15 protein-coding genes are annotated in these 17206 nt (G+C 75.0%); 6 read left to right on the top strand and 9 right to left on the bottom strand.

The features are described 5' to 3' along the window. Window position 1 precedes the first annotated feature (1 nt). Window positions 2-2119 (top strand): amylo-alpha-1,6-glucosidase, encoded by a 2118-nt coding sequence (locus tag ACZ6PY_RS22980; RefSeq protein WP_466074932.1) that lies wholly within the window; start codon window positions 2-4, stop codon window positions 2117-2119. Between the two features lie 122 nt (window positions 2120-2241). Here the strand turns inward: ACZ6PY_RS22980 and ACZ6PY_RS22975 are convergent, their stop codons facing one another. The 8 genes from ACZ6PY_RS22975 to truB form a co-directional block, all read right to left on the bottom strand. Beyond that, window positions 2242-2721, bottom strand: coding sequence for a GNAT family N-acetyltransferase (locus tag ACZ6PY_RS22975; RefSeq protein WP_466074931.1), 480 nt, complete (start codon window positions 2719-2721; stop codon window positions 2242-2244). 131 nt (window positions 2722-2852) lie between these two features. Beyond that, window positions 2853-3788, bottom strand: coding sequence for a helix-turn-helix domain-containing protein (locus ACZ6PY_RS22970; protein ID WP_466074930.1), 936 nt, complete (start codon window positions 3786-3788; stop codon window positions 2853-2855). Window positions 3789-3894: 106 nt separating this feature from the next. Next, window positions 3895-4653, bottom strand: coding sequence for a 4-hydroxy-tetrahydrodipicolinate reductase (dapB, locus tag ACZ6PY_RS22965; protein WP_466074929.1), 759 nt, complete (start codon window positions 4651-4653; stop codon window positions 3895-3897). A 59-nt stretch (window positions 4654-4712) separates the two neighbouring features. Continuing rightward, complete coding sequence (locus ACZ6PY_RS22960; protein ID WP_466074928.1) at window positions 4713-6062, bottom strand: M16 family metallopeptidase; 1350 nt, start codon at window positions 6060-6062, stop codon at window positions 4713-4715. A 147-nt stretch (window positions 6063-6209) separates the two neighbouring features. Beyond that, complete coding sequence (locus tag ACZ6PY_RS22955; RefSeq protein ID WP_466074927.1) at window positions 6210-8585, bottom strand: polyribonucleotide nucleotidyltransferase; 2376 nt, start codon at window positions 8583-8585, stop codon at window positions 6210-6212. Between the two features lie 223 nt (window positions 8586-8808). Further along, window positions 8809-9078 carry a 30S ribosomal protein S15 gene (gene rpsO / locus ACZ6PY_RS22950; protein WP_043962418.1) on the bottom strand — a complete coding sequence of 90 codons (270 nt, stop codon included), beginning with the start codon at window positions 9076-9078 and terminating at the stop codon, window positions 8809-8811. 193 nt (window positions 9079-9271) lie between these two features. Further along, window positions 9272-10198, bottom strand: a complete 927-nt coding sequence (locus ACZ6PY_RS22945; protein ID WP_466074926.1) for a bifunctional riboflavin kinase/FAD synthetase — start codon at window positions 10196-10198, stop codon at window positions 9272-9274. 28 nt (window positions 10199-10226) lie between these two features. Beyond that, a complete protein-coding gene (gene truB, locus ACZ6PY_RS22940; RefSeq protein WP_466074925.1) occupies window positions 10227-11111 on the bottom strand; it encodes a tRNA pseudouridine(55) synthase TruB in 885 nt (294 codons plus the stop codon). Window positions 11112-11221: 110 nt separating this feature from the next. Here truB and ACZ6PY_RS22935 point away from each other — a divergent pair, with 110 nt between their 5' ends. The 5 genes from ACZ6PY_RS22935 to ACZ6PY_RS22915 all read left to right on the top strand — a co-directional run bounded on the left by ACZ6PY_RS22935 (window position 11222) and on the right by ACZ6PY_RS22915 (window position 15825). Next, window positions 11222-12226: a hypothetical protein gene (locus ACZ6PY_RS22935; RefSeq protein ID WP_466074924.1), complete on the top strand. Its 1005-nt coding sequence runs from the start codon at window positions 11222-11224 to the stop codon at window positions 12224-12226. 76 nt (window positions 12227-12302) lie between these two features. Continuing rightward, window positions 12303-13304, top strand: coding sequence for a hypothetical protein (locus ACZ6PY_RS22930; RefSeq protein ID WP_466074923.1), 1002 nt, complete (start codon window positions 12303-12305; stop codon window positions 13302-13304). Window positions 13305-13390: 86 nt separating this feature from the next. Next, on the top strand, window positions 13391-13690 hold the full coding sequence (locus ACZ6PY_RS22925; protein ID WP_466074922.1) for a hypothetical protein: 300 nt from the start codon (window positions 13391-13393) through the stop codon (window positions 13688-13690). 59 nt (window positions 13691-13749) lie between these two features. Then, on the top strand, window positions 13750-14691 hold the full coding sequence (locus ACZ6PY_RS22920) for a hypothetical protein (protein WP_466074921.1): 942 nt from the start codon (window positions 13750-13752) through the stop codon (window positions 14689-14691). Window positions 14692-14769: 78 nt separating this feature from the next. Further along, window positions 14770-15825 (top strand): hypothetical protein, encoded by a 1056-nt coding sequence (locus ACZ6PY_RS22915; RefSeq protein WP_466074920.1) that lies wholly within the window; start codon window positions 14770-14772, stop codon window positions 15823-15825. Between the two features lie 49 nt (window positions 15826-15874). On the opposite strand, the gene ACZ6PY_RS22910 is transcribed toward ACZ6PY_RS22915, so the two are convergent. Further along, window positions 15875-17200, bottom strand: coding sequence for an MATE family efflux transporter (locus ACZ6PY_RS22910; protein WP_466074919.1), 1326 nt, complete (start codon window positions 17198-17200; stop codon window positions 15875-15877). Window positions 17201-17206: the final 6 nt, after the last annotated feature.

Genomic DNA, 17206 nt, shown 5'->3' with positions numbered 1-17206 from the left:
CTTGTCCGAACGCCACCTGCAACCGCTGCTGCACGACCTGGTCGGCGTGGTGCACGCCCCCACCAGCGCGCTGGGCGACGCGGCGGGCCAGATCCGGCCGCACGGCGTCCAGGGTGTCTTCCACGCCGACGCCCGGGTGCTCTCCCGCGCCGAGCTGCGCCTCGACGACCGGGAGCCGGAGGCGCTGACCCGCGGGCCGGCGGGGACGCACGGCGCCCGCTTCGTCGCCCTGGCCCGCTGGCTCGGCGACGCCACCCCCGACCCGACCGTCCGGGTCGACCGCACCCGGGAGGCCGGCCCGCACGGCGTCACCGAGGAACTCGTCGTCTCGTCCACCGCCGCCGAGCCGGTCCGCACCACGGTCAGCGTCGACCTCGGCTGCGACCTCGCGCCCATCGAGCTGGTCAAGTCGGGCGGGAGCGGCGCGCCGCTGGAGGCGAAGGCCGGCGAGCCGGGCCGGGTCCAGTGGGCCGCCGAAGGACTCACCGTGACCGTCACCGGCGAGGCGGCCACCGTGGACGCCGCCGGCGACCGGGCCACCGCACCCCGGCTGAGCTGGCCGGTCACGCTCGCCCCGGGCGAGTCCGCGACGTTGCGCTGGCGGCTGGCCGTCATTGATCCGAAGGCGGTGGTGACCGCCGCGCCGCCCGGCCCCGGCTGGTCCGAGCCGGCCGTGCGCGCCGACGACCGCCGCCTGGTCCGGCTCCTCGACCGCGCCCTGGCCGACCTGCGCGGGCTGCGGCTGGCCGAGCCGGCCCACCCGGAGGACGTCTTCCTCGGCGCCGGCGTGCCCTGGTTCCTCACCCTCTTCGGCCGGGACAGCCTCTGGGCGGCCCGGATGATGCTGCCGCTCGGCACCGACCTGGCCGCCGGCACGCTGCGCGTGCTGGCCCGCCGGCAGGGCACCCGGGTCGACCCGGCCACCGGCGAGGCGCCCGGCAAGATCCTGCACGAGCTGCGCCGGCACGAGTTCGCCCTCGCCGACAACGGACTACGGCTGCCGCCGGCCTACTACGGCACGGTCGACGCCACCATGCTCTGGGTCGGGCTGCTGCACGACGCCTGGCGGTGGGGGCTCGCCGCCGACCAGGTCGAGCCGCTGCTCCCCCACCTCGAGGCGGCGCTCGGCTGGCTCGGCGAGCACGCCGACGCCGACGGCGACGGCTTCGTCGAGTACGTCGACACCACCGGTCACGGCCTGGCCAACCAGGGCTGGAAGGACTCCGGCGACGCGGTGCGCTTCCGGGACGGCCGGCTGGCCGCGCCGCCCATCGTGCTGGCCGAGGTGCAGGGGTACGCGTACCAGGCCGCGGTGAACGGGGCCGACCTGCTCGACGCCTTCGGCCGCCCCGGCGCCGACCGCTGGCGCGGGTACGCCGACCGGCTCGCCGCCCGCTTCCGCGCCGCGTTCTGGGTCGACGGCCCGTACGGTCCGCAGCCCGCCCTGGCGCTCGACCGGGACAAGCGCCCGGTGGACTCGCTGACCAGCAACATCGGCCACCTGCTCGGCACCGGTCTGCTCTCGGACGCCGAGTCGGCGCAGGTCGCCGCCCTGCTCTCGACCGAGGCCCTCGCGGGCGGCTTCGGGCTGCGCACCATGTCCACCGACGACGCCGGGTTCAGCCCGCTGTCGTACCACTGCGGGTCGATCTGGGCGCACGACACGGCCGTCGTGCTCGACGGGCTGGCCCGGGGTGGCCACCGGGCGGCGGCGCTCCGGCTCGCCGACGGGCTGCTGGCGGCCGCCGAGGCGTTCGACTACCGCCTCCCCGAGCTGTACGGCGGTGACGACCGCGCGGCGCTCGGCCGGCCGGTGCCGTACCCGGCGGCCTGCCACCCGCAGGCCTGGTCGGCCGCGGCGGCCGTGCTGCTCCTCCAGGCGGCCGTCGGCCTCTATCCCGACGTGCCCGCCGGCCGCGTCGACCTGCGCCCCCTGGCCGGCCCCGAACTCGGCGCCCTGACCGCCCAGGGCCTGACGATCGCCAACACCCCGGTGACGGTGACCGTCGACCACACCGGCCACCCCACGGTGACCGGCCTGCCCCCGTCCCTGACCATCCCCACCCCCCGCCGCCCCACCGACAGCACCCCCTCCCCCACCCCCAACCGCCCCGCCTGAACCGCCCGACCGCCTGCCCCCGGGCCTCCGGGGGTCGATCATGAGGTTGGCGGCGGAGTTGATCTCCTTTGGTGCCGCCAACCTCATGATCAGCCGGACAGGGCGGCCCGCTCCCCGGCAGGTCAGGGGTGGGGGGTGGGTGGGGTGAGTTCGGCGACGAGTTCGTCGTCCTCCACGGCGCCGGTCGGGTGGAAGCCCAGGGAGCCGTAGAGGGTGGCGGCGGCGGCGTTGTCGGGGCGATAGCTGAGGCGGATCGGTTGCCCGGCCTTGCCGAGCCAGTCGGTGAGGGTCCGCACGGCGGCGCGGCCGATGCCGCGGTCCTGCTCGGCGGCGTCGATCACCATGCCGCCGATCCAGCGGGAGCCGTCGTCGTCCACACCCCACATGACGTGACCGACCACCGTCTCGTCCGCGCAGACGGCGAGCGAGGTCCAGACGTCGGAGCGCATGGTCAGCACCAGGTAGCGGGCCGCCAGCGCCGGCACGAACGCGCGCTGGTCGTCGCGGGGCGCGACGTCGGCCACCGCACGCCAGTTGTCGTCGCCCACCGGCCGCAGGGTCACCCGGCGGCCGGAGCGGTCACACAGCCCGGAATCGATCATGACGGTCAGCCTAGGTCCGGCCCGCCGACCGGGCCATCGCTTTCGCCGGAGCCGGCCGGTGCGCCGAGGTGGCGGTGCGGGACACCGCCACCTCGGCGAGCCGGGCCGGTCCGGACCGGCGGGAGCGGCGGTCAGCCGGCCGCCGTGGTCGCGGCGGCGTCCAGGTACGGGCGAGGATCGCCGGCGCCCAGGTCGGTGATCCCGGCGCTGTGCAGGGCGCCGATGGCCAGGGTGCGGCGCACGGCGGCGAAGGTGATCACGTGGCCGATGGTGCCGCCCAGGGTGTGGGTGGTCGGCGGCGTGCAGGTGGTGTCGACGAAGGTGTCCGCGAGGGTGCCGGCGTCGAGCGTCCGGGCCACGAAGGCCCGCCAGTCGCGGCCGGCGACCGCGTGCCGGGCGGCCAGCCCGGACACGGACCGATCGCTCTCGTCGGGCCACCCGCCGCCGCGCAGCGCCGACAGCCAGTGCTCCTCCTGGGTGACCATCGCGTTGATCAGCGAGCGGAGCGTCGGCTGTTCGTCGATGGTCTCCACGGACACGGTGACGGGCCGGTCGAGCACCTCGTCGTCGAGGGTGCCCGCGCGCTCGATGATCGCGGTGAGGGTCCGGACGTGGTGGTCGACCAGGTGCTGGAGGACGTTCATCGGAGTCTCCTGACGTGGCGCGGGCAGCCGGAGGCCGCCGGGCGGTTGGAAGTGGACGCCGCTGGGGCAGGGCAGCTCCAGCTCGCGGAAGGTCAGCGGCGGGCGGCGCCGGAGCACGGTGGGTGCGGTGCCGTACGACCGCTGGAAGGCGCGGGTGAACGCCTCGTGCGAGCCGTACCCGGCCTCGACGGCGATGTCGAGGACGGTCCGGTCGCTGGTGATGAGCCGGTGCGCGGCGCGCTCCAGGAGCAGGCGGCGGCGCAGCGCGCCCGGCGGTTCCCCGGTGGCCGCGGCGACCAGCCGGTCGAAGTGGAACCGGGACAGGTGGGCCCGGGCGGCCAGCTCCGCCGGCCCGGTCTCCGGGTCGTCCAGGGCTTCCTGGAGCCAGTCGAGGAGGCCGGTGAGTCCGTCCGTCTGGGTCATGTGCACAGCGTGCACCCGCCCGGGGCGGCGCCGCTTGATCGCCGTTGCGCACCCGCGCCCCGCGGCAGCGGCCGTCCGAGGTACGGCCGGACGCGGGTGCGGGAAGTCAGTCGAGCAGGGCGTCCAGGCCCACGGTGAGGCCCGGCCGGCGGCGCACCTCGCGCACCGCCAGCAGCACGCCGGGCATGAACGACGCCCGGTCGTACGAGTCGTGCCGGATGGTCAGTGTCTCCCCGGTGGTGCCGAAGAGCACCTCCTGGTGGGCGACCAGACCGGTGGCGCGGACGGCGTGGACGCGTACCCCGTCGATGTCGGCGCCGCGGGCGCCGGGCACCTCGTCCCTGGTGGCGTCGGGGGTGGGGCCGAGACCGGCCTCGGCGCGGGCCTGCGCGACGAGCCGGGCCGTGTGGGTGGCGGTGCCGCTGGGGGCGTCGAGCTTGCGGGGGTGGTGCTGCTCGATGATCTCGACCGACTCGAAGTGCCGGGCCGCGCGGGCGGCGAACTGCATCATGAGCACCGCGCCGATGCCGAAGTTGGGGGCGATCACCACGCCGACGCCGGGCTTGTCGGCGAGCCAGCCGCGCACCTGGTCGAGGCGCTGCCCGGTGAAGCCGGTGGTGCCGACGACCGCGTGGATGCCCTGGTCGACGCACCAGCGCAGGTTGTCCATGACGACGTCGGGGGTGGTGAAGTCGACGACCACGTCGGCGCCGGAGGCGGCGGACAGGTCGTCGCCCTGGTCGACGGTGGCCACCAGGTCGAGGTCGCCGGCCGCGTCGACGGCCCTGCAGACCTCCATGCCCATCCGGCCGCGGGCGCCCAGCACGCCGACCTGGACCCGGGTCTTCTCCTGCTCGTCAGTCACGGGGCACAACCTATCCCAATCGGGACGCGGCCACCCCGACGGACCGGCAAGCGGGACGGTCAGCGGGCGGTGAAGGCGGACTCGTCGAACGGGCCCACCACGGCCAGGGACATCGGCCCGGCGAGCAGGTCGGCGGCGAGGCCGTTCACGTCGTCCAGCGTCACCGCGTCGACCCGGGCCAGCAGCTCGTCGACCGGCATGAGGTTGCCGTAGAGCAGCTCGCCCTTGGCCAGCCGGCTCATCCGGGAGCCCGTGTCCTCCAGGCCGAGGACGAAGGAGCCCTTGCTCATCCCCTTGCCCCGGGCCAGCTCGGCCTCGGTGATCCCCGCGGCGGCCACCCGCTGGAGCCCGGCGCGGGTCAGGTCCAGCACCTCGTCCACCTTGCCCGGCGCGCAGCCGGCGTAGACGGCGAACAGGCCGCTGTCGGCGTACTGGCTGGCGTAGGAGTAGACCGAGTAGGCCAGGCCGCGCTGCTCGCGGATCTCCTGGAACAGCCGGCTGGACATGCCGCCGCCGAGCACGTTGTTGAGCACCCCGAGGGCGAAGCGCCGCTCGTCGGTGCGGTCGATGCCGGGGCAGCCGAGGATGACGTGCGCCTGCTCGGTCTCCTTCGGCTCGACCAGGGTGGCGGCCGGCCTGGTCCGTACCGCCGGGGTGGCCGGCCGGTGGGCGGCCGGCGCGGCCGGGTCGGTGTCCAGCGGGGTGCCGCGCAGCGCCTGCCGGACCAGCTTGACCACGGCGGCGTGATCGAGGTTGCCGGCGGCGGCGATGACGATCTGCGGCGCCGTGTAGCGGCGGCGGTAGAAGCTCTGGATCTGCCGCCGGGTCATCGGCGTGACCGTCTCCTCCGTGCCGGAGATGAGCCGGCCGAGGGGATGGTCGCCGTAGACGGCGCGGGCGAACAGGTCGTGCACCTCGTCGCCGGGCTCGTCGTCGTGCATGGCGATCTCTTCGAGGATCACCCCGCGTTCGGTCTCCACGTCGGGTGCGGCCAGCACCGAGTCGGCGACCAGGTCGCACATGACGTCGATGGCCAGCGGCAGGTCCTCGTCCAGCACGCGGGCGTAGTAGCAGGTGTATTCCTTCGTGGTGAAGGCGTTCGTCTCGCCGCCCACCGCCTCGATCTCCGAGGAGATCTCCAGCGCGCTGCGCTTGTTGGTGCCCTTGAAGAGCAGGTGCTCCAGGAAGTGCGCGGCGCCGGCCTGCGGCCCGGTCTCGTCGCGGGAGCCCACCGCCACCCAGATGCCGAACGAGACGCTGCGCATGGCCGGGATCGCCTCGGTGAGCACGCGCAGGCCGCTGGGGAGCACGGTACGGCGGACGGTGCCGCCCAGCGGGTCGTCGCTGAGGGTGCGGGTGATCGCCCGGGCGGCTCCGCCCGCGGGGCGCGCGACCCCGGACGACGTCACCCCCCGTCGAGCCGCCGGGGAGGACGAACGCCGGGTCCGACTCACGAGGAACCTGCTCTCAGTTCGACAAGGGGTGGGTGGTGCGGTGATGACGAACGGGGCCGGCCGGGTGACGCCCCTGGGGGCGTCACCCGGCCGGTAGGTGGATCAGCTGTGCCGGGTGCGGCGCCGCGGACGGCCGTCGCCGCCGCCCTCGCCGCCGCCCTCGCCGCGCTCCGGACCCCGGCCGCCGCGCTCGCCGCCGCGCTCACGGTCGCCGCGGTCCCGCGGGCCGCGGTCGCCGCCGCGGTCCCGGCCGGCCGGACGCTCGCCGCCCTCGGCCTCGGCCGCGGCCGGCGCCTCGGCGCCCTCCGGGCGGACCTTGTCCAGGTAGATCTTGCCGCGGGCGTCGATGTCGGCGATCTCGACCTCGACCTTGTCGCCGACGTTGAGGAAGTCCTCGACCTTCTCGACCCGCTTGCCGTCGCCCACCTTGGAGATGTGCAGCAGGCCGTCGCGGCCCGGCAGCAGCGAGATGAAGGCGCCGAACGCGGCGGTCTTCACCACGGTGCCGAGGAACCGGTCGCCGACCTTCGGCAGCGTCGGGTTGGCGATCGCGTTGATCCGCTCGACCGCGGCCTGGGCCGACGGGCCGTTGGTCGCGCCGACGTAGATGGTGCCGTCGTCCTCGATCGAGATCTCGGCGCCGGTCTCGTCCTGGATGGCGTTGATCGTCTGGCCCTTCGGGCCGATCACCATGCCGATCTTGTCGACCGGGATCTTCACGGTGGTGACCCGCGGGGCGTAGTCCGACATCTCGGCCGGTGCCTCGATGGCCCGCTGCATCACGTCGAGGATGGTCTGCCGGGCCTCGTACGCCTGCTGCAGCGCGGCGGCCAGCACGTCCGACGGGATGCCGTCGAGCTTGGTGTCGAGCTGCAGCGCGGTGACGAACTCCCGCGTGCCGGCGACCTTGAAGTCCATGTCACCGAACGCGTCCTCGGCGCCGAGGATGTCGGTGAGCGTCACGTACTGGGTCTTGCCGTCGACCTCGTCGGAGATGAGGCCCATGGCGATGCCGGCGACCGGCGCCTTCAGCGGCACACCGGCCGAGAGCAGGCCCAGCGTCGAGGCGCAGACCGAGCCCATCGAGGTGGAGCCGTTGGAGCCGAGCGCCTCGGAGACCTGCCGGATGGCGTACGGGAACTCCTCGCGCGACGGCAGCACCGGGATCAGCGCGCGCTCGGCGAGAGCGCCGTGGCCGATCTCACGCCGCTTCGGCGAGCCGACCCGGCCGGTCTCACCCGTCGAGTACGGCGGGAAGTTGTAGTTGTGCATGTAGCGCTTGCGGTTCTCCGGGGACAGCGTGTCCACCATCTGCTCCATGCGCAGCATGTTCAGCGTGGTGACGCCCAGGATCTGGGTCTCGCCCCGCTCGAACAGCGCCGAGCCGTGCACCCGCGGCAGCACGCCGACCTCGGCGGTCAGCGGGCGGATGTCCCGCGGGCCGCGGCCGTCGATGCGGACCTGCTCGCGCAGCACCCGGTTGCGGACCTCGGACTTGGTCAGCGACCGGAAGGCGGCGGAGAGCTCCTTCTCGCGGCCCTCGAACCGGCCGCCGAGCTCCTCGGCGACCTTGGCCTTGACCCGGTCCAGGGCCTCCTCGCGGTCCGCCTTGCCGGCGATCTTGAGGGCCTCGGCGACCTCGGCGCGGGCCACCTCGGCCACGGCCTCGTACGCGTCGTCGGAGTAGTCCAGGAAGACCGGGAACTCGGCGACCGGCTTGGCGGCCACCTCGGCCAGCTCGCTCTGCGCGCGGCACAGCTCGCGGATCGCCGGCTTGGCGGCCTCCAGGCCGCTGGCCACGATCTCCTCGGTCGGCGCGGTGGCGCCGTCCGAGATCAGGGCCACGGCGTTCGGCGTCGCCTCGGCCTCGACCATCATGATCGCGACGTCGCCGTCCGGCAGCGCCCGGCCGGCCACGACCATGTCGAAGGTGGCCCGGGCCAGCTCCTCCAGGGTCGGGAAGGCCACCCACTGGCCGTCGACGTGCGCGACGCGGGTCGCGCCGATCGGGCCGGAGAACGGCAGGCCGGAGAGCTTGGTCGACATCGAGGCGGCGTTGATGGCCACCACGTCGTACGGGTGCTGCGGGTCGAGGGCCAGCACGGTCTCGACGACCTGGACCTCGTTGCGCAGGCCCTTGACGAACGACGGGCGCAGCGGCCGGTCGATCAGCCGGCAGGTGAGGATCGCGTCCTCGCTGGGCCGGCCCTCGCGGCGGAAGAACGAGCCGGGGATCCGGCCCGCGGCGTACATCCGCTCCTCGACGTCGACGGTCAGCGGGAAGAAGTCGAACTGCTCCCGGGGCTGCTTGCCGGCGGTGGTGGCGGAGAGGACGACCGTCTCGCCGAGCTGGGCGATGACGGAGCCGGCGGCCTGACGGGCAAGCCGGCCGGTGGAGAAGGTGATCTCGCGGGTGCCGAAGGACCCGTTGTCGATCACGGCGGTGCGGGATTCGGTGCCGAGGTTGGTCTCGGTCATGTGCTGTGGTGCTCCTTCGCGTCGTCGGCCCACGACACGGGGAACTGCTCAGGCGGCCGGTCTTCGATCGAAGCGCCCGGGTGGCCGGCATGATGCCGGGGTGCCCGGGGGCCACTACCGGAGACCGGTGCGCTGACCGGTTCCCTCTCGGTCGGTCGCGTGGCCGGGTTCTTCTGGTGGTACCGAAACGGGGGAGCGGCCGCGTGGCCACTCCCCCGTCACGTCATCGGCGCAGGCCGAGCCGCTCGATGAGCGACCGGTAGCGGTTGATGTCCTTCTTCTGGACGTAGTTGAGCAGCCGGCGGCGACGGCCGACCAGCAGCAGCAGCCCGCGGCGGCTGTGGTGGTCGTGCTTGTGCACCTTCAGGTGCTCGGTGAGCTCGGCGATCCGCTTGGTGAGGACCGCGACCTGCACCTCCGGCGAACCGGTGTCGCCCTCGGCGGTCGCGTACTCCGCACGGATCTTGGCCTTGGCTTCCTGGTCGAGCGCCATGTTCTCCCTGTTTCGTGGAACGGTGGATGAGGTCCGGATCGGTCGGAGTGACCGGGAAACGGACCGGTTCCTCGCACCCGCGGCGTCGTGCAGGCACGCGAGGCCCCACGTCGGTCAGCCGACGTCCCCGCCAGCCTACCAGCCCGGCCGGGAACCGCCCGGTGAAGGGCCGCGAAGCGGCCGGTCGGCGCGCTCAGCCGACCGCTCGGCGGGTCCGCTCCACGTCCTCGGCCATCTGGGCCAGCAACGGCTCGATCGCGTCGTATTTCCGCTGTTCGCGCAGGTGCGCCACGAAGTCCAGGGCCAGCCGCTCGCCGTAGAGGTCGCCCGTGAAGTCCAGCGCGTACGCCTCCACCCGGCGCTCCCGGCCGGAGAAGGTCGGGTTGGTGCCGATGGAGACCGCCGCCGCGAGGGGCTCCCCGCCCCGGCGGACCAGCCGGGCCGCGTACACCCCGTCGGCGGGGATGGCCGCGTACCGGTGGGTCAGCAGGTTGGCCGTCGGGTAACCCAGCTCACGCCCGCGCTGGTCACCACGGACCACCACGCCCTCGACCCGGTGCGGGCGGCCCAACGCGGCGGCCGCCGCGGCCACGTCGCCCGCGTCGACGCAGGAGCGGATGTACGTGGAGGAGAACACCGTGCCCGCCTCGGCGACCAGCGGGGCGCCCGCCACCCCGAAGCCGAAGGTGCGGCCCAGCCGCTCCAGCAGCGCCACGTCCCCGGCCGCCCGGTGCCCGAACCGGAAGTTGTCGCCGACCACCACGAGCGCGGCGTGCAGGTGCTCGACCAGGACGTCGTGCACGAACGCCTCGGCCGGCAGGCGGGAGAACTCCGGGGTGAACGGCACCACGCAGAGCACGTCGACGCCGAGCGCCTCGATCAACTCGGCCTTGCGGGCCGGCTCGGTGAGCACGGCCGGGTGCGAACCAGGGCGCACCACCTCGGCCGGGTGCGGGTCGAAGGTCACCACCACCGACTTGACGCCCAGTTCGCGGGCGCGCGCCACGGCGTGGCCGATGGTGGCCTGGTGGCCCTTGTGCACGCCGTCGAAGACGCCGATGGTGACCACCGAACGTCCCCAGCCGCCGGGCGCCGCCTCGTACCCCCGCCACCGCTGCATGCCGCTCCTCCCCTGTCCGCCCGCGCCGTCAGGCGGGGGCCAGCACGATCTCCGCGCGGGCCCGCCCGTCCCGCTCGCTGACGATAGCGATCAACCCGCCGCCCGGGCCGAAGACCGCGTACGGCCCGGCGATGCCCGCCGGGTCCAGCGGCCCGCCGTGGGAGAGCACCCTGGCCTCCTCCGGCGTGGCGTCGCGGCGCGGGAAGAACCGGCCGGCGGCCGCGTCCAGCGGCAGGTTCACCACGTCCGGCGCGCGCTGCTCCAGCGCGTCGAGGGTGGCCGCCTCGGCCAGGGTGAACCCGCCGACCGCGGTGCGGCGCAGCGCGGTGAGATGGCCGCCGACCCCGAGGGCCAGGCCCGCGTCCCGGGCGATGGCCCGGATGTACGTCCCGGACGAGCAGGTGACGTCCACGTCGACGTCCACCACGTCCGGGACGTCCCGGCGGATCGCCAGCACGTCCAGCCGCGAGATGGTCACCCGGCGGGCCGGCAGCTCGACGCTCTCCCCCTCGCGCACCCGCTTGTACGCCCGCTGCCCGTCGATCTTGATGGCGCTGACCGCGCTGGGCACCTGGTCGACCTCGCCGGTGAGCGCGGCGAGCGCCGTGCGGACCGCGTCGTCGGTCACCGTGCCGGCCGGGGTGGTGGCGATCACGTCGCCCTCGGCGTCGTCGGTGACCGTCGCCTGGCCGAGCCGGATCGTCGCGGTGTAGCTCTTGCCGGCGCCGATCACGTAGGTGAGCAGGCGGGTGGCGCGGCCCACGCCGATCACCAGCACGCCGGTGGCCATCGGGTCCAGCGTGCCGCCGTGCCCCACCCGCCGGGTCCGGGCCAGCCGCCGGATCCGGGCGACCACGTCGTGCGACGTCATGCCGCCGGGCTTGTCGACCACGATCAGACCGTCTGCGCTCACGACCGCCAAGCCTGCCAGACGGCGGGATCGGCCCTGCGGGGGATACCGCCCCGATCGCGCCGGGTGTCAAGATCATGCGCCCCGCACCCCCTCCTGCCCCGGAAAGCACGATGAGCAGCGACGACTTCACCCCCGAGCCACCGCGGCCCGACCGGCCCGCCAGGGGCGGCCCCGAGGAGATCCCGGACTGGGTGCGCCAGCTGGAGCGGGAGATCCGGCTCGGCCCGGCCGCCCGGCTGCGCATCTGGTTCGGCCGGCACGCCCGCGGCCTGCGCCTCGGTGTCGGCGCCGTGCTGGTGCTGGCGCTGCTGGCGTACCTCGGCGCGGCCGGGTACCGCTACGCCCAGCGCCCGTCCGACCCGCCCCGGGCGTACCCGACGGTGAGCCCGCCCGCCGGCATCCAGGCGACCACCGCGGCGTCGCCGCCCCCGGCCGCCGGCCCCTTCGACGGCACCCCGGCGAGCGCCTTCCCGGAGGGCGCGGCCGGGATCACGCTGCCCGCGGCGAAGGCGACCGGCGGCTTCACCGCGAAGCAGGTGTCCGCCGCGCTCACGAAGATCCGGACCGCCCTGGTGACCGCCCGGCTCGACCGCGCCTTCATGACGGCGAAGGACCGGGAGCCTCTGCTGCGCCAGTTCGCCCCGGACGCCCGCCGCCACCTCCGCGAGGACCTCAGCGACGCGGAGTTCGCCACCCTCGCGACCCGGCTCCCGCCCGGCGCCCGGCTGCTGCCCGACCAGCCCCGGGTGAAGGGCCGGGTCACCTACCGGGCGACCCGGGACGACCAGGGGATCCGGGTGCTCCGGGTGACCACCAACTTCGTCTGGGCGTACGCCTTCCAGAGCCCCCGGGTCGTGCCCGGCGACGGGGTGGTGGTCGTACACGACACCCTGGTCTGGGAGGTGCCCCACCCGGACGACGTCCGGTCCCGGGACAGCGGTCTCTGGCTCACGGACAGCCGCGCGTACAGCGCGAACGTCGACTGCGCGGCCTCCGACCGGGGACTGCTCGACATCGGCACGGCACGCGACGGCAAGCCGCTCGCCACCCCCACGCCGGACCCCGACTCCCTGTACGACCCCGACCGCTCGCTGGACATCCCGGACGACTGCTGACCCGGCACGTCCGACTCCCGGCCGGCAGCTGCCGGCCCGCGCCGTCCCCCACCTCCACGAACCGCTGGGAACCGAGATGACCTACCAACCCCCGAGCCCCGACCCCGGCCGCCCCGACCAGCCGTACCCGCCCGCCGACGGTCTGGGGACCGTTCCCGACTGGCTCCGCCAGCCGGCCGGGGCGGTCGAGCCGGACCGCTCCGACCGGTGGCGCATCTGGCTGGGCCACCACTCGGGCAAGCTGATCGGCGGCGTGGCGGCCCTGCTGGTGCTCGCCTTCTTCGGGCTGCTCGCCACGGGCGGCTACCTGGGCGTCAAGCGCTGGACGGCGGCGCCGGCGGCGTACCCGACGATCAGCCAGCCGGTCGGCGAGCAGGCGGTCTCGTCGGCGTCACCGCCCCCGGCGGCCGGCGCCTTCGACGGCACGCCGGCCGCCGACTTCCCCGAGGGGGCGGCCGGGATCGCCCTGCCCGCCGCGAAGCGGACCGGGCCGTTCACCGAGAAGCAGGTGGCCACCGCGCTGACCAAGGTACGTAAGGCACTGGTCACCAGCCGGCTGGACCGGACGTTCATGACCTCGAAGGATCCGGACCGGCTGCTGCGCCAGTTCGCCCCGGACGCGCAGGCCAACCTGCGCGAGGACTTCACCTCCGACGCCTTCGCCACCTACGCCACCCGGCTGGCGCCCGGCGCGCGGATCACCACGGACCAGCCGCGGGTGAAGGGGCGGATCAGCTACCGGGCCACGAAGGACGCCCAGGGCATCCGCATCCTGGAGATCACCAGCAACTTCGTCTGGGCGTACGCCTTCCGGACCAGCGGCGGGCTGCCCGGCGACGGGGTGGTCGTGGTGCACGACACGGTGGTCTGGAGCGTGCCGCACCCCGGCGACGTGCGGAGCGGCTCCAACGGGCTCTGGATCGAGAAGGCCGACTCGTACGGCTCCAACATCGACTGCGCGGCGTTCGACAAGGGACTGCTCGACGTGGGCAGCCCCACCTACGGCGGCCCGGAGGACCCGGATCCGGACGCCGTCTTCGACCCGGACCGCACCCTCGACGTCCCGGACACCTGCTGAGTCGACCCCGGGCACGGGGTCGCGGCGTCGACCCCGTTCCGGCACACTGCCGCCACCCTCGTCACCCCCACCCGCAAGGAGTCCCGATGAGCACCACCCCGCCGTCGCACGAGCACCGTCCCCGGGTCGACCTGCCCGAGTGGATGCGGAACCCGGAGCCGCCGCGGCGCACCCTCGGCCGCCGCCTCTCGGACTTCGTCGACGGCGTGCCTCCGCTGGCGGCGGCGCGCCGCCGGCTCTGGGCGTGGCGGGACCGCACCCGGTTCAGCGAGCGGCACCCCGCACTGTCCGCGATCGTGTCCTTCGTGGTGGTGGCCGTGGTGGCCACCGCCCTGGTGGTCGGCACGCTCTACCTGCTCAACAAGATCAGGAACCATGAGGTCTGACGCGCCGGTTCCGGTGCGACGATCAGCCGCCAACCCCTTCGTACGCCTTGGGATGCCCGATGACCACTGAGGACGAGACCACCCCCCCGGCGGATCCGCACCGGTACGAGGTCGCCACCCGCGGTGACGCCGCCCGGCTACCCAGCTGGATGACCGGCGAGGACGCGGCGACTCCGCTCACCCGCGGGGAGCGCATCCGGCTCGTGTGGTCCCGGGAGCGCGGCAAGCGTCACGTCGCCTGTGTCGCGTTGCTCGCGTTGGCACTTCTCGGCGCCACGGCCACGCTGGGTCACGTCGCGGTCGACCGCATCCGGGCCGGCACCGCCCCGCCGACGGCCTCTCCCACGCCGTCTCCGGTGCCGCTGAGCCAGGTCGGCGAGCCGCGGGACCTCTTCGCCGGGAGCGCCGCGGCGGACTTCGCCGCTGGCGAGGAGGCGATCGTGCTGCCCCGGGCCGCCGCGACCGGACCGTTCTCCGCCGCGGAGGTGGCCGCGGCCCTGACCCAGGTCCGCAGGGCCGTGACGGCGGCCCGCCTCGATCCGGCCATGCTCGCCGGCGACCCGGCGCCGTTCCTGGCCCTCCTCGCACCGGACGCCCGCACGGAGCTGGCGCGCGACTTCGACGGCAACACCTTCCTGAACTACGCCACCCGGATCGGCTCCCGTGGCGAGGCCGAGGAGGTCAGGGCCCGGGGGACGATCCGCTACCGAGCCACCACGAACGGGAACGGCGTCCCGGTGCTGGAGATCACCACCGCCTACGCCTGGGTGTACGCGTTCGACGTGCCGCGCACCACGCCCGGCCAGGCTGGTCTGGCGGCCATCCGGGACGAGGTCGTCTGGCACGTCCCCCGGTCGGACGGGCTGCCCGCCGCGCAGCGCGGGCTCTGGCTGGTGTCGGCGCGGGCGAGCACCAGCAACGTCGAGTGCTCCCGGCTCGCGGAGGGCTTCCTCACGGTGTACCCGTGGATGGGCGGGCCCGGCTCGTTCAAGCCCTGCTGAGGGAACTGAGGGCTACCGCGTCGGGCGACAAGGTGGGACACTCGGTGACATCTCGCCCACTCCTGACCGGGGGCCGCGATGACCGAGGATCGGCCGGACTCCGCACCACCGCGCCAGCCCGCCGCGCCACCGCGCCAGCCCGCCGCGCCGCGCCAGCCCGCGGCGCCGCCGGGCCAGCGGCACGGACCGCCGCCGGCGGCGGAGTGGCAGCGCTGGTCGCCGCCCGGCGCGGGTGATCCGGGCCGCGACGGCGGGTTGCGGGGCTGGCGCAGGCGGCACCCCGGCTCGCTGCTGACCGGCGTGACGGCGCTGCTCGTGCTCGCCTTCGTCGGGGTGGTGGGCGGCGCCATCCTGGTGTCGATGCCGTCCGCGCGCGGGCGGCCGGTGGTGTTCCCGACGTTCGGGCCGCCGTCCGCCACGTCCGCCGCACCGGCCACCACGTCCGCCGCGCCACCCCGGGCGCCCGGCCCCTTCGACGGCACCCCGGCCGCCGGGTTCGCGCAGGGGCAGGCGGGGATCGTGCTGCCGGCGGCGAAGCGTACCGGCCCGTTCACCGCGAAGGAGGTGGCGGCCGCGCTGGCGAAGGTCCGGCCGGTCCTGGTGACGGCGCGACTGGACCGCCGGTTCATGACCACGGAGGACCCGGAGCTGCTGATCCGGCAGTTCGCCCCCGACGCCCGCGCCGGCCTGCGCAGGAGCTTCGCGTCCGACGCCTTCGCCGCGTACGCCACCCGGCTGGCGCCCGGCGCCCGGCTCACCGCCGACCAGCCCCGGGTGCGGGGCCGGATCAGCTACCGGGCCACCACGGACGCCGACGGCGTCCGGATCCTGGCGGTGACCACCAACTTCGTCTGGGCGTACGCCTTCCGGTCCAGCGGTACCCAGCCGGGCGACGGGCTGGTCGTCGTGCACGACACGGTGGTCTGGAGCATGCCGCATCCCGACGACGTCAAGCGCGGCTCGGAGGGGCTGTGGGTCGAGGACGCGAACTCGTACACCGCCAACGTCGACTGCGCGGCCTTCGACAAAGGGCTGCTCGGCCCGGGCACGCGCGGCTTCGGCGGCCCGGACGGCCCGGACCCGGACGCGGTCTTCGACCCCGCCGCGACGCTGGACCTCCCGGACACCTGCTGAGCCGGTCGCCCGGGACGGCCTGGCGGGGCCGCGACGGCCCGGAGGGCGGTCAGCGGACCGCGCCGACCACCGCCCAGCCGCCGGAACGCAGCCGCAGCAGCAGGGCGACCAGCCGGAGCACCACGAACAGGGTCAGCCCCGCCCAGATGCCGCCCAGCCCGAGGTCGAGCCCGTAGGCCAGCCAGATGGCCGGCAGGAAGCCGCCGAGCGCCGCCACGATGGTCAGGTTGCGCAGGTAGCGCACGTCTCCCGCGCCGATCAGCACACCGTCGAGCGCGAACACCACGCCGCCGATCGGCTGCAGCGCCACGAACCAGGGCCAGGCCACCATGGCCTGCTCGCGTACCTGCGGATCGGAGCTGAACCACGACGGCACCAGGCCGGCGCCGGCGGCGATGAGCACCGCGAACGCCACGCCGCAGAGCCCGCCGAGCAGGGCGATCCGCCGGGCGAGGGCGCGGGCCGCCCCGGCGTCGCCGGCGCCGAGCGCCGCGCCGATCAGGGACTGCGCGGCGATCGCCAGGGCGTCCAGCACCAGGGCGGTGAAGAACCAGAGCTGCACGGCGATCTGGTGCGCGCCGACCGCGGCGGCCCCGAACCGGGCGGCCACGGCGGTCGCGGACAGGAAACTGGCCTGGAAGGCGACGCCCCGGATGAGCAGGTCCCGGCTGAGCGTCAACTGCTGGCCGATCAGCCGGGGCCGGGGCCGCAGCGGGACCCGCTCGCGGACCAGGGCCGCCGCGAACAGGCCGCCGGAGATGGTCTGCGCCACCGCGTTCGCCACGGCCGAGCCGGCCAGGCCGAGCCCGGCCGGATAGACCAGCAGCGGGCAGAGCAGCGCGGAGAGCAGGTTGGGGCCGAGCACGAAGAGCAGCGGCCGGCGGGTGTCCTGGATGCCGCGCAGCCAACCGTTGCCGGCCGCCGCCAGCAGCAGGCCGGGCGCGCCGAGCGCCGCGATCCGCAGCCAGGTCGCGGCGGCGTCGGCCACGTCGCCGGTGCCACCGGCGAGGGTACGCGCCAACCACCCGCCGCCGACCTGCATGGCGAGCGCCACCAGCACCCCGACGCCCAGGGCGAGCCAGGACGCCTGCACGCCCTCGGCCACCGCCGCGGCCCGGTCCCCCGCGCCGAACCGCCGGGCCGACCGGCCCGTGGTCCCGTACGCCACGACGGTGCCCAGCCAGGCGGTCAGCGTCAGCACGGTGCCGCCGATGGCGAGCGCGGCGAGCGGGACCCGGCCCAGGTGCCCGACGACGGCCGTGTCGACCAGCACGTAGAGCGGCTCGGCCGCGAGGACCACGAGGGCCGGCAGGGCGAGCGCGGCGATCCGCCGGGCCGTGGCGGAGGGGGCGGCGGGCGCGACAGTCTGACTCATCGCCGC

The organism is Micromonospora sp. NPDC048907 (assembly GCF_055586885.1).
The sequence above is the reverse complement of the archived record's forward strand: the minus strand, read 5'-3'. Positions and strand labels throughout refer to the sequence as shown.

Coding starts and splice junctions, on each gene's coding strand:
- ACZ6PY_RS22970 (WP_466074930.1), bottom strand. CDS start 3,788: ATGACCCAGACGGACGGACTCACCGGCCTCCTCGACTGGCTCCAGGAA.
- ACZ6PY_RS22920 (WP_466074921.1), top strand. CDS start 13,750: ATGACCACTGAGGACGAGACCACCCCCCCGGCGGATCCGCACCGGTAC.
- ACZ6PY_RS22955 (WP_466074927.1), bottom strand. CDS start 8,585: ATGACCGAGACCAACCTCGGCACCGAATCCCGCACCGCCGTGATCGAC.
- ACZ6PY_RS22925 (WP_466074922.1), top strand. CDS start 13,391: ATGAGCACCACCCCGCCGTCGCACGAGCACCGTCCCCGGGTCGACCTG.
- ACZ6PY_RS22915 (WP_466074920.1), top strand. CDS start 14,770: ATGACCGAGGATCGGCCGGACTCCGCACCACCGCGCCAGCCCGCCGCG.
- ACZ6PY_RS22910 (WP_466074919.1), bottom strand. CDS start 17,200: ATGAGTCAGACTGTCGCGCCCGCCGCCCCCTCCGCCACGGCCCGGCGG.
- ACZ6PY_RS22935 (WP_466074924.1), top strand. CDS start 11,222: ATGAGCAGCGACGACTTCACCCCCGAGCCACCGCGGCCCGACCGGCCC.
- ACZ6PY_RS22945 (WP_466074926.1), bottom strand. CDS start 10,198: ATGCAGCGGTGGCGGGGGTACGAGGCGGCGCCCGGCGGCTGGGGACGT.
- ACZ6PY_RS22975 (WP_466074931.1), bottom strand. CDS start 2,721: ATGATCGATTCCGGGCTGTGTGACCGCTCCGGCCGCCGGGTGACCCTG.
- rpsO (WP_043962418.1), bottom strand. CDS start 9,078: ATGGCGCTCGACCAGGAAGCCAAGGCCAAGATCCGTGCGGAGTACGCG.
- ACZ6PY_RS22930 (WP_466074923.1), top strand. CDS start 12,303: ATGACCTACCAACCCCCGAGCCCCGACCCCGGCCGCCCCGACCAGCCG.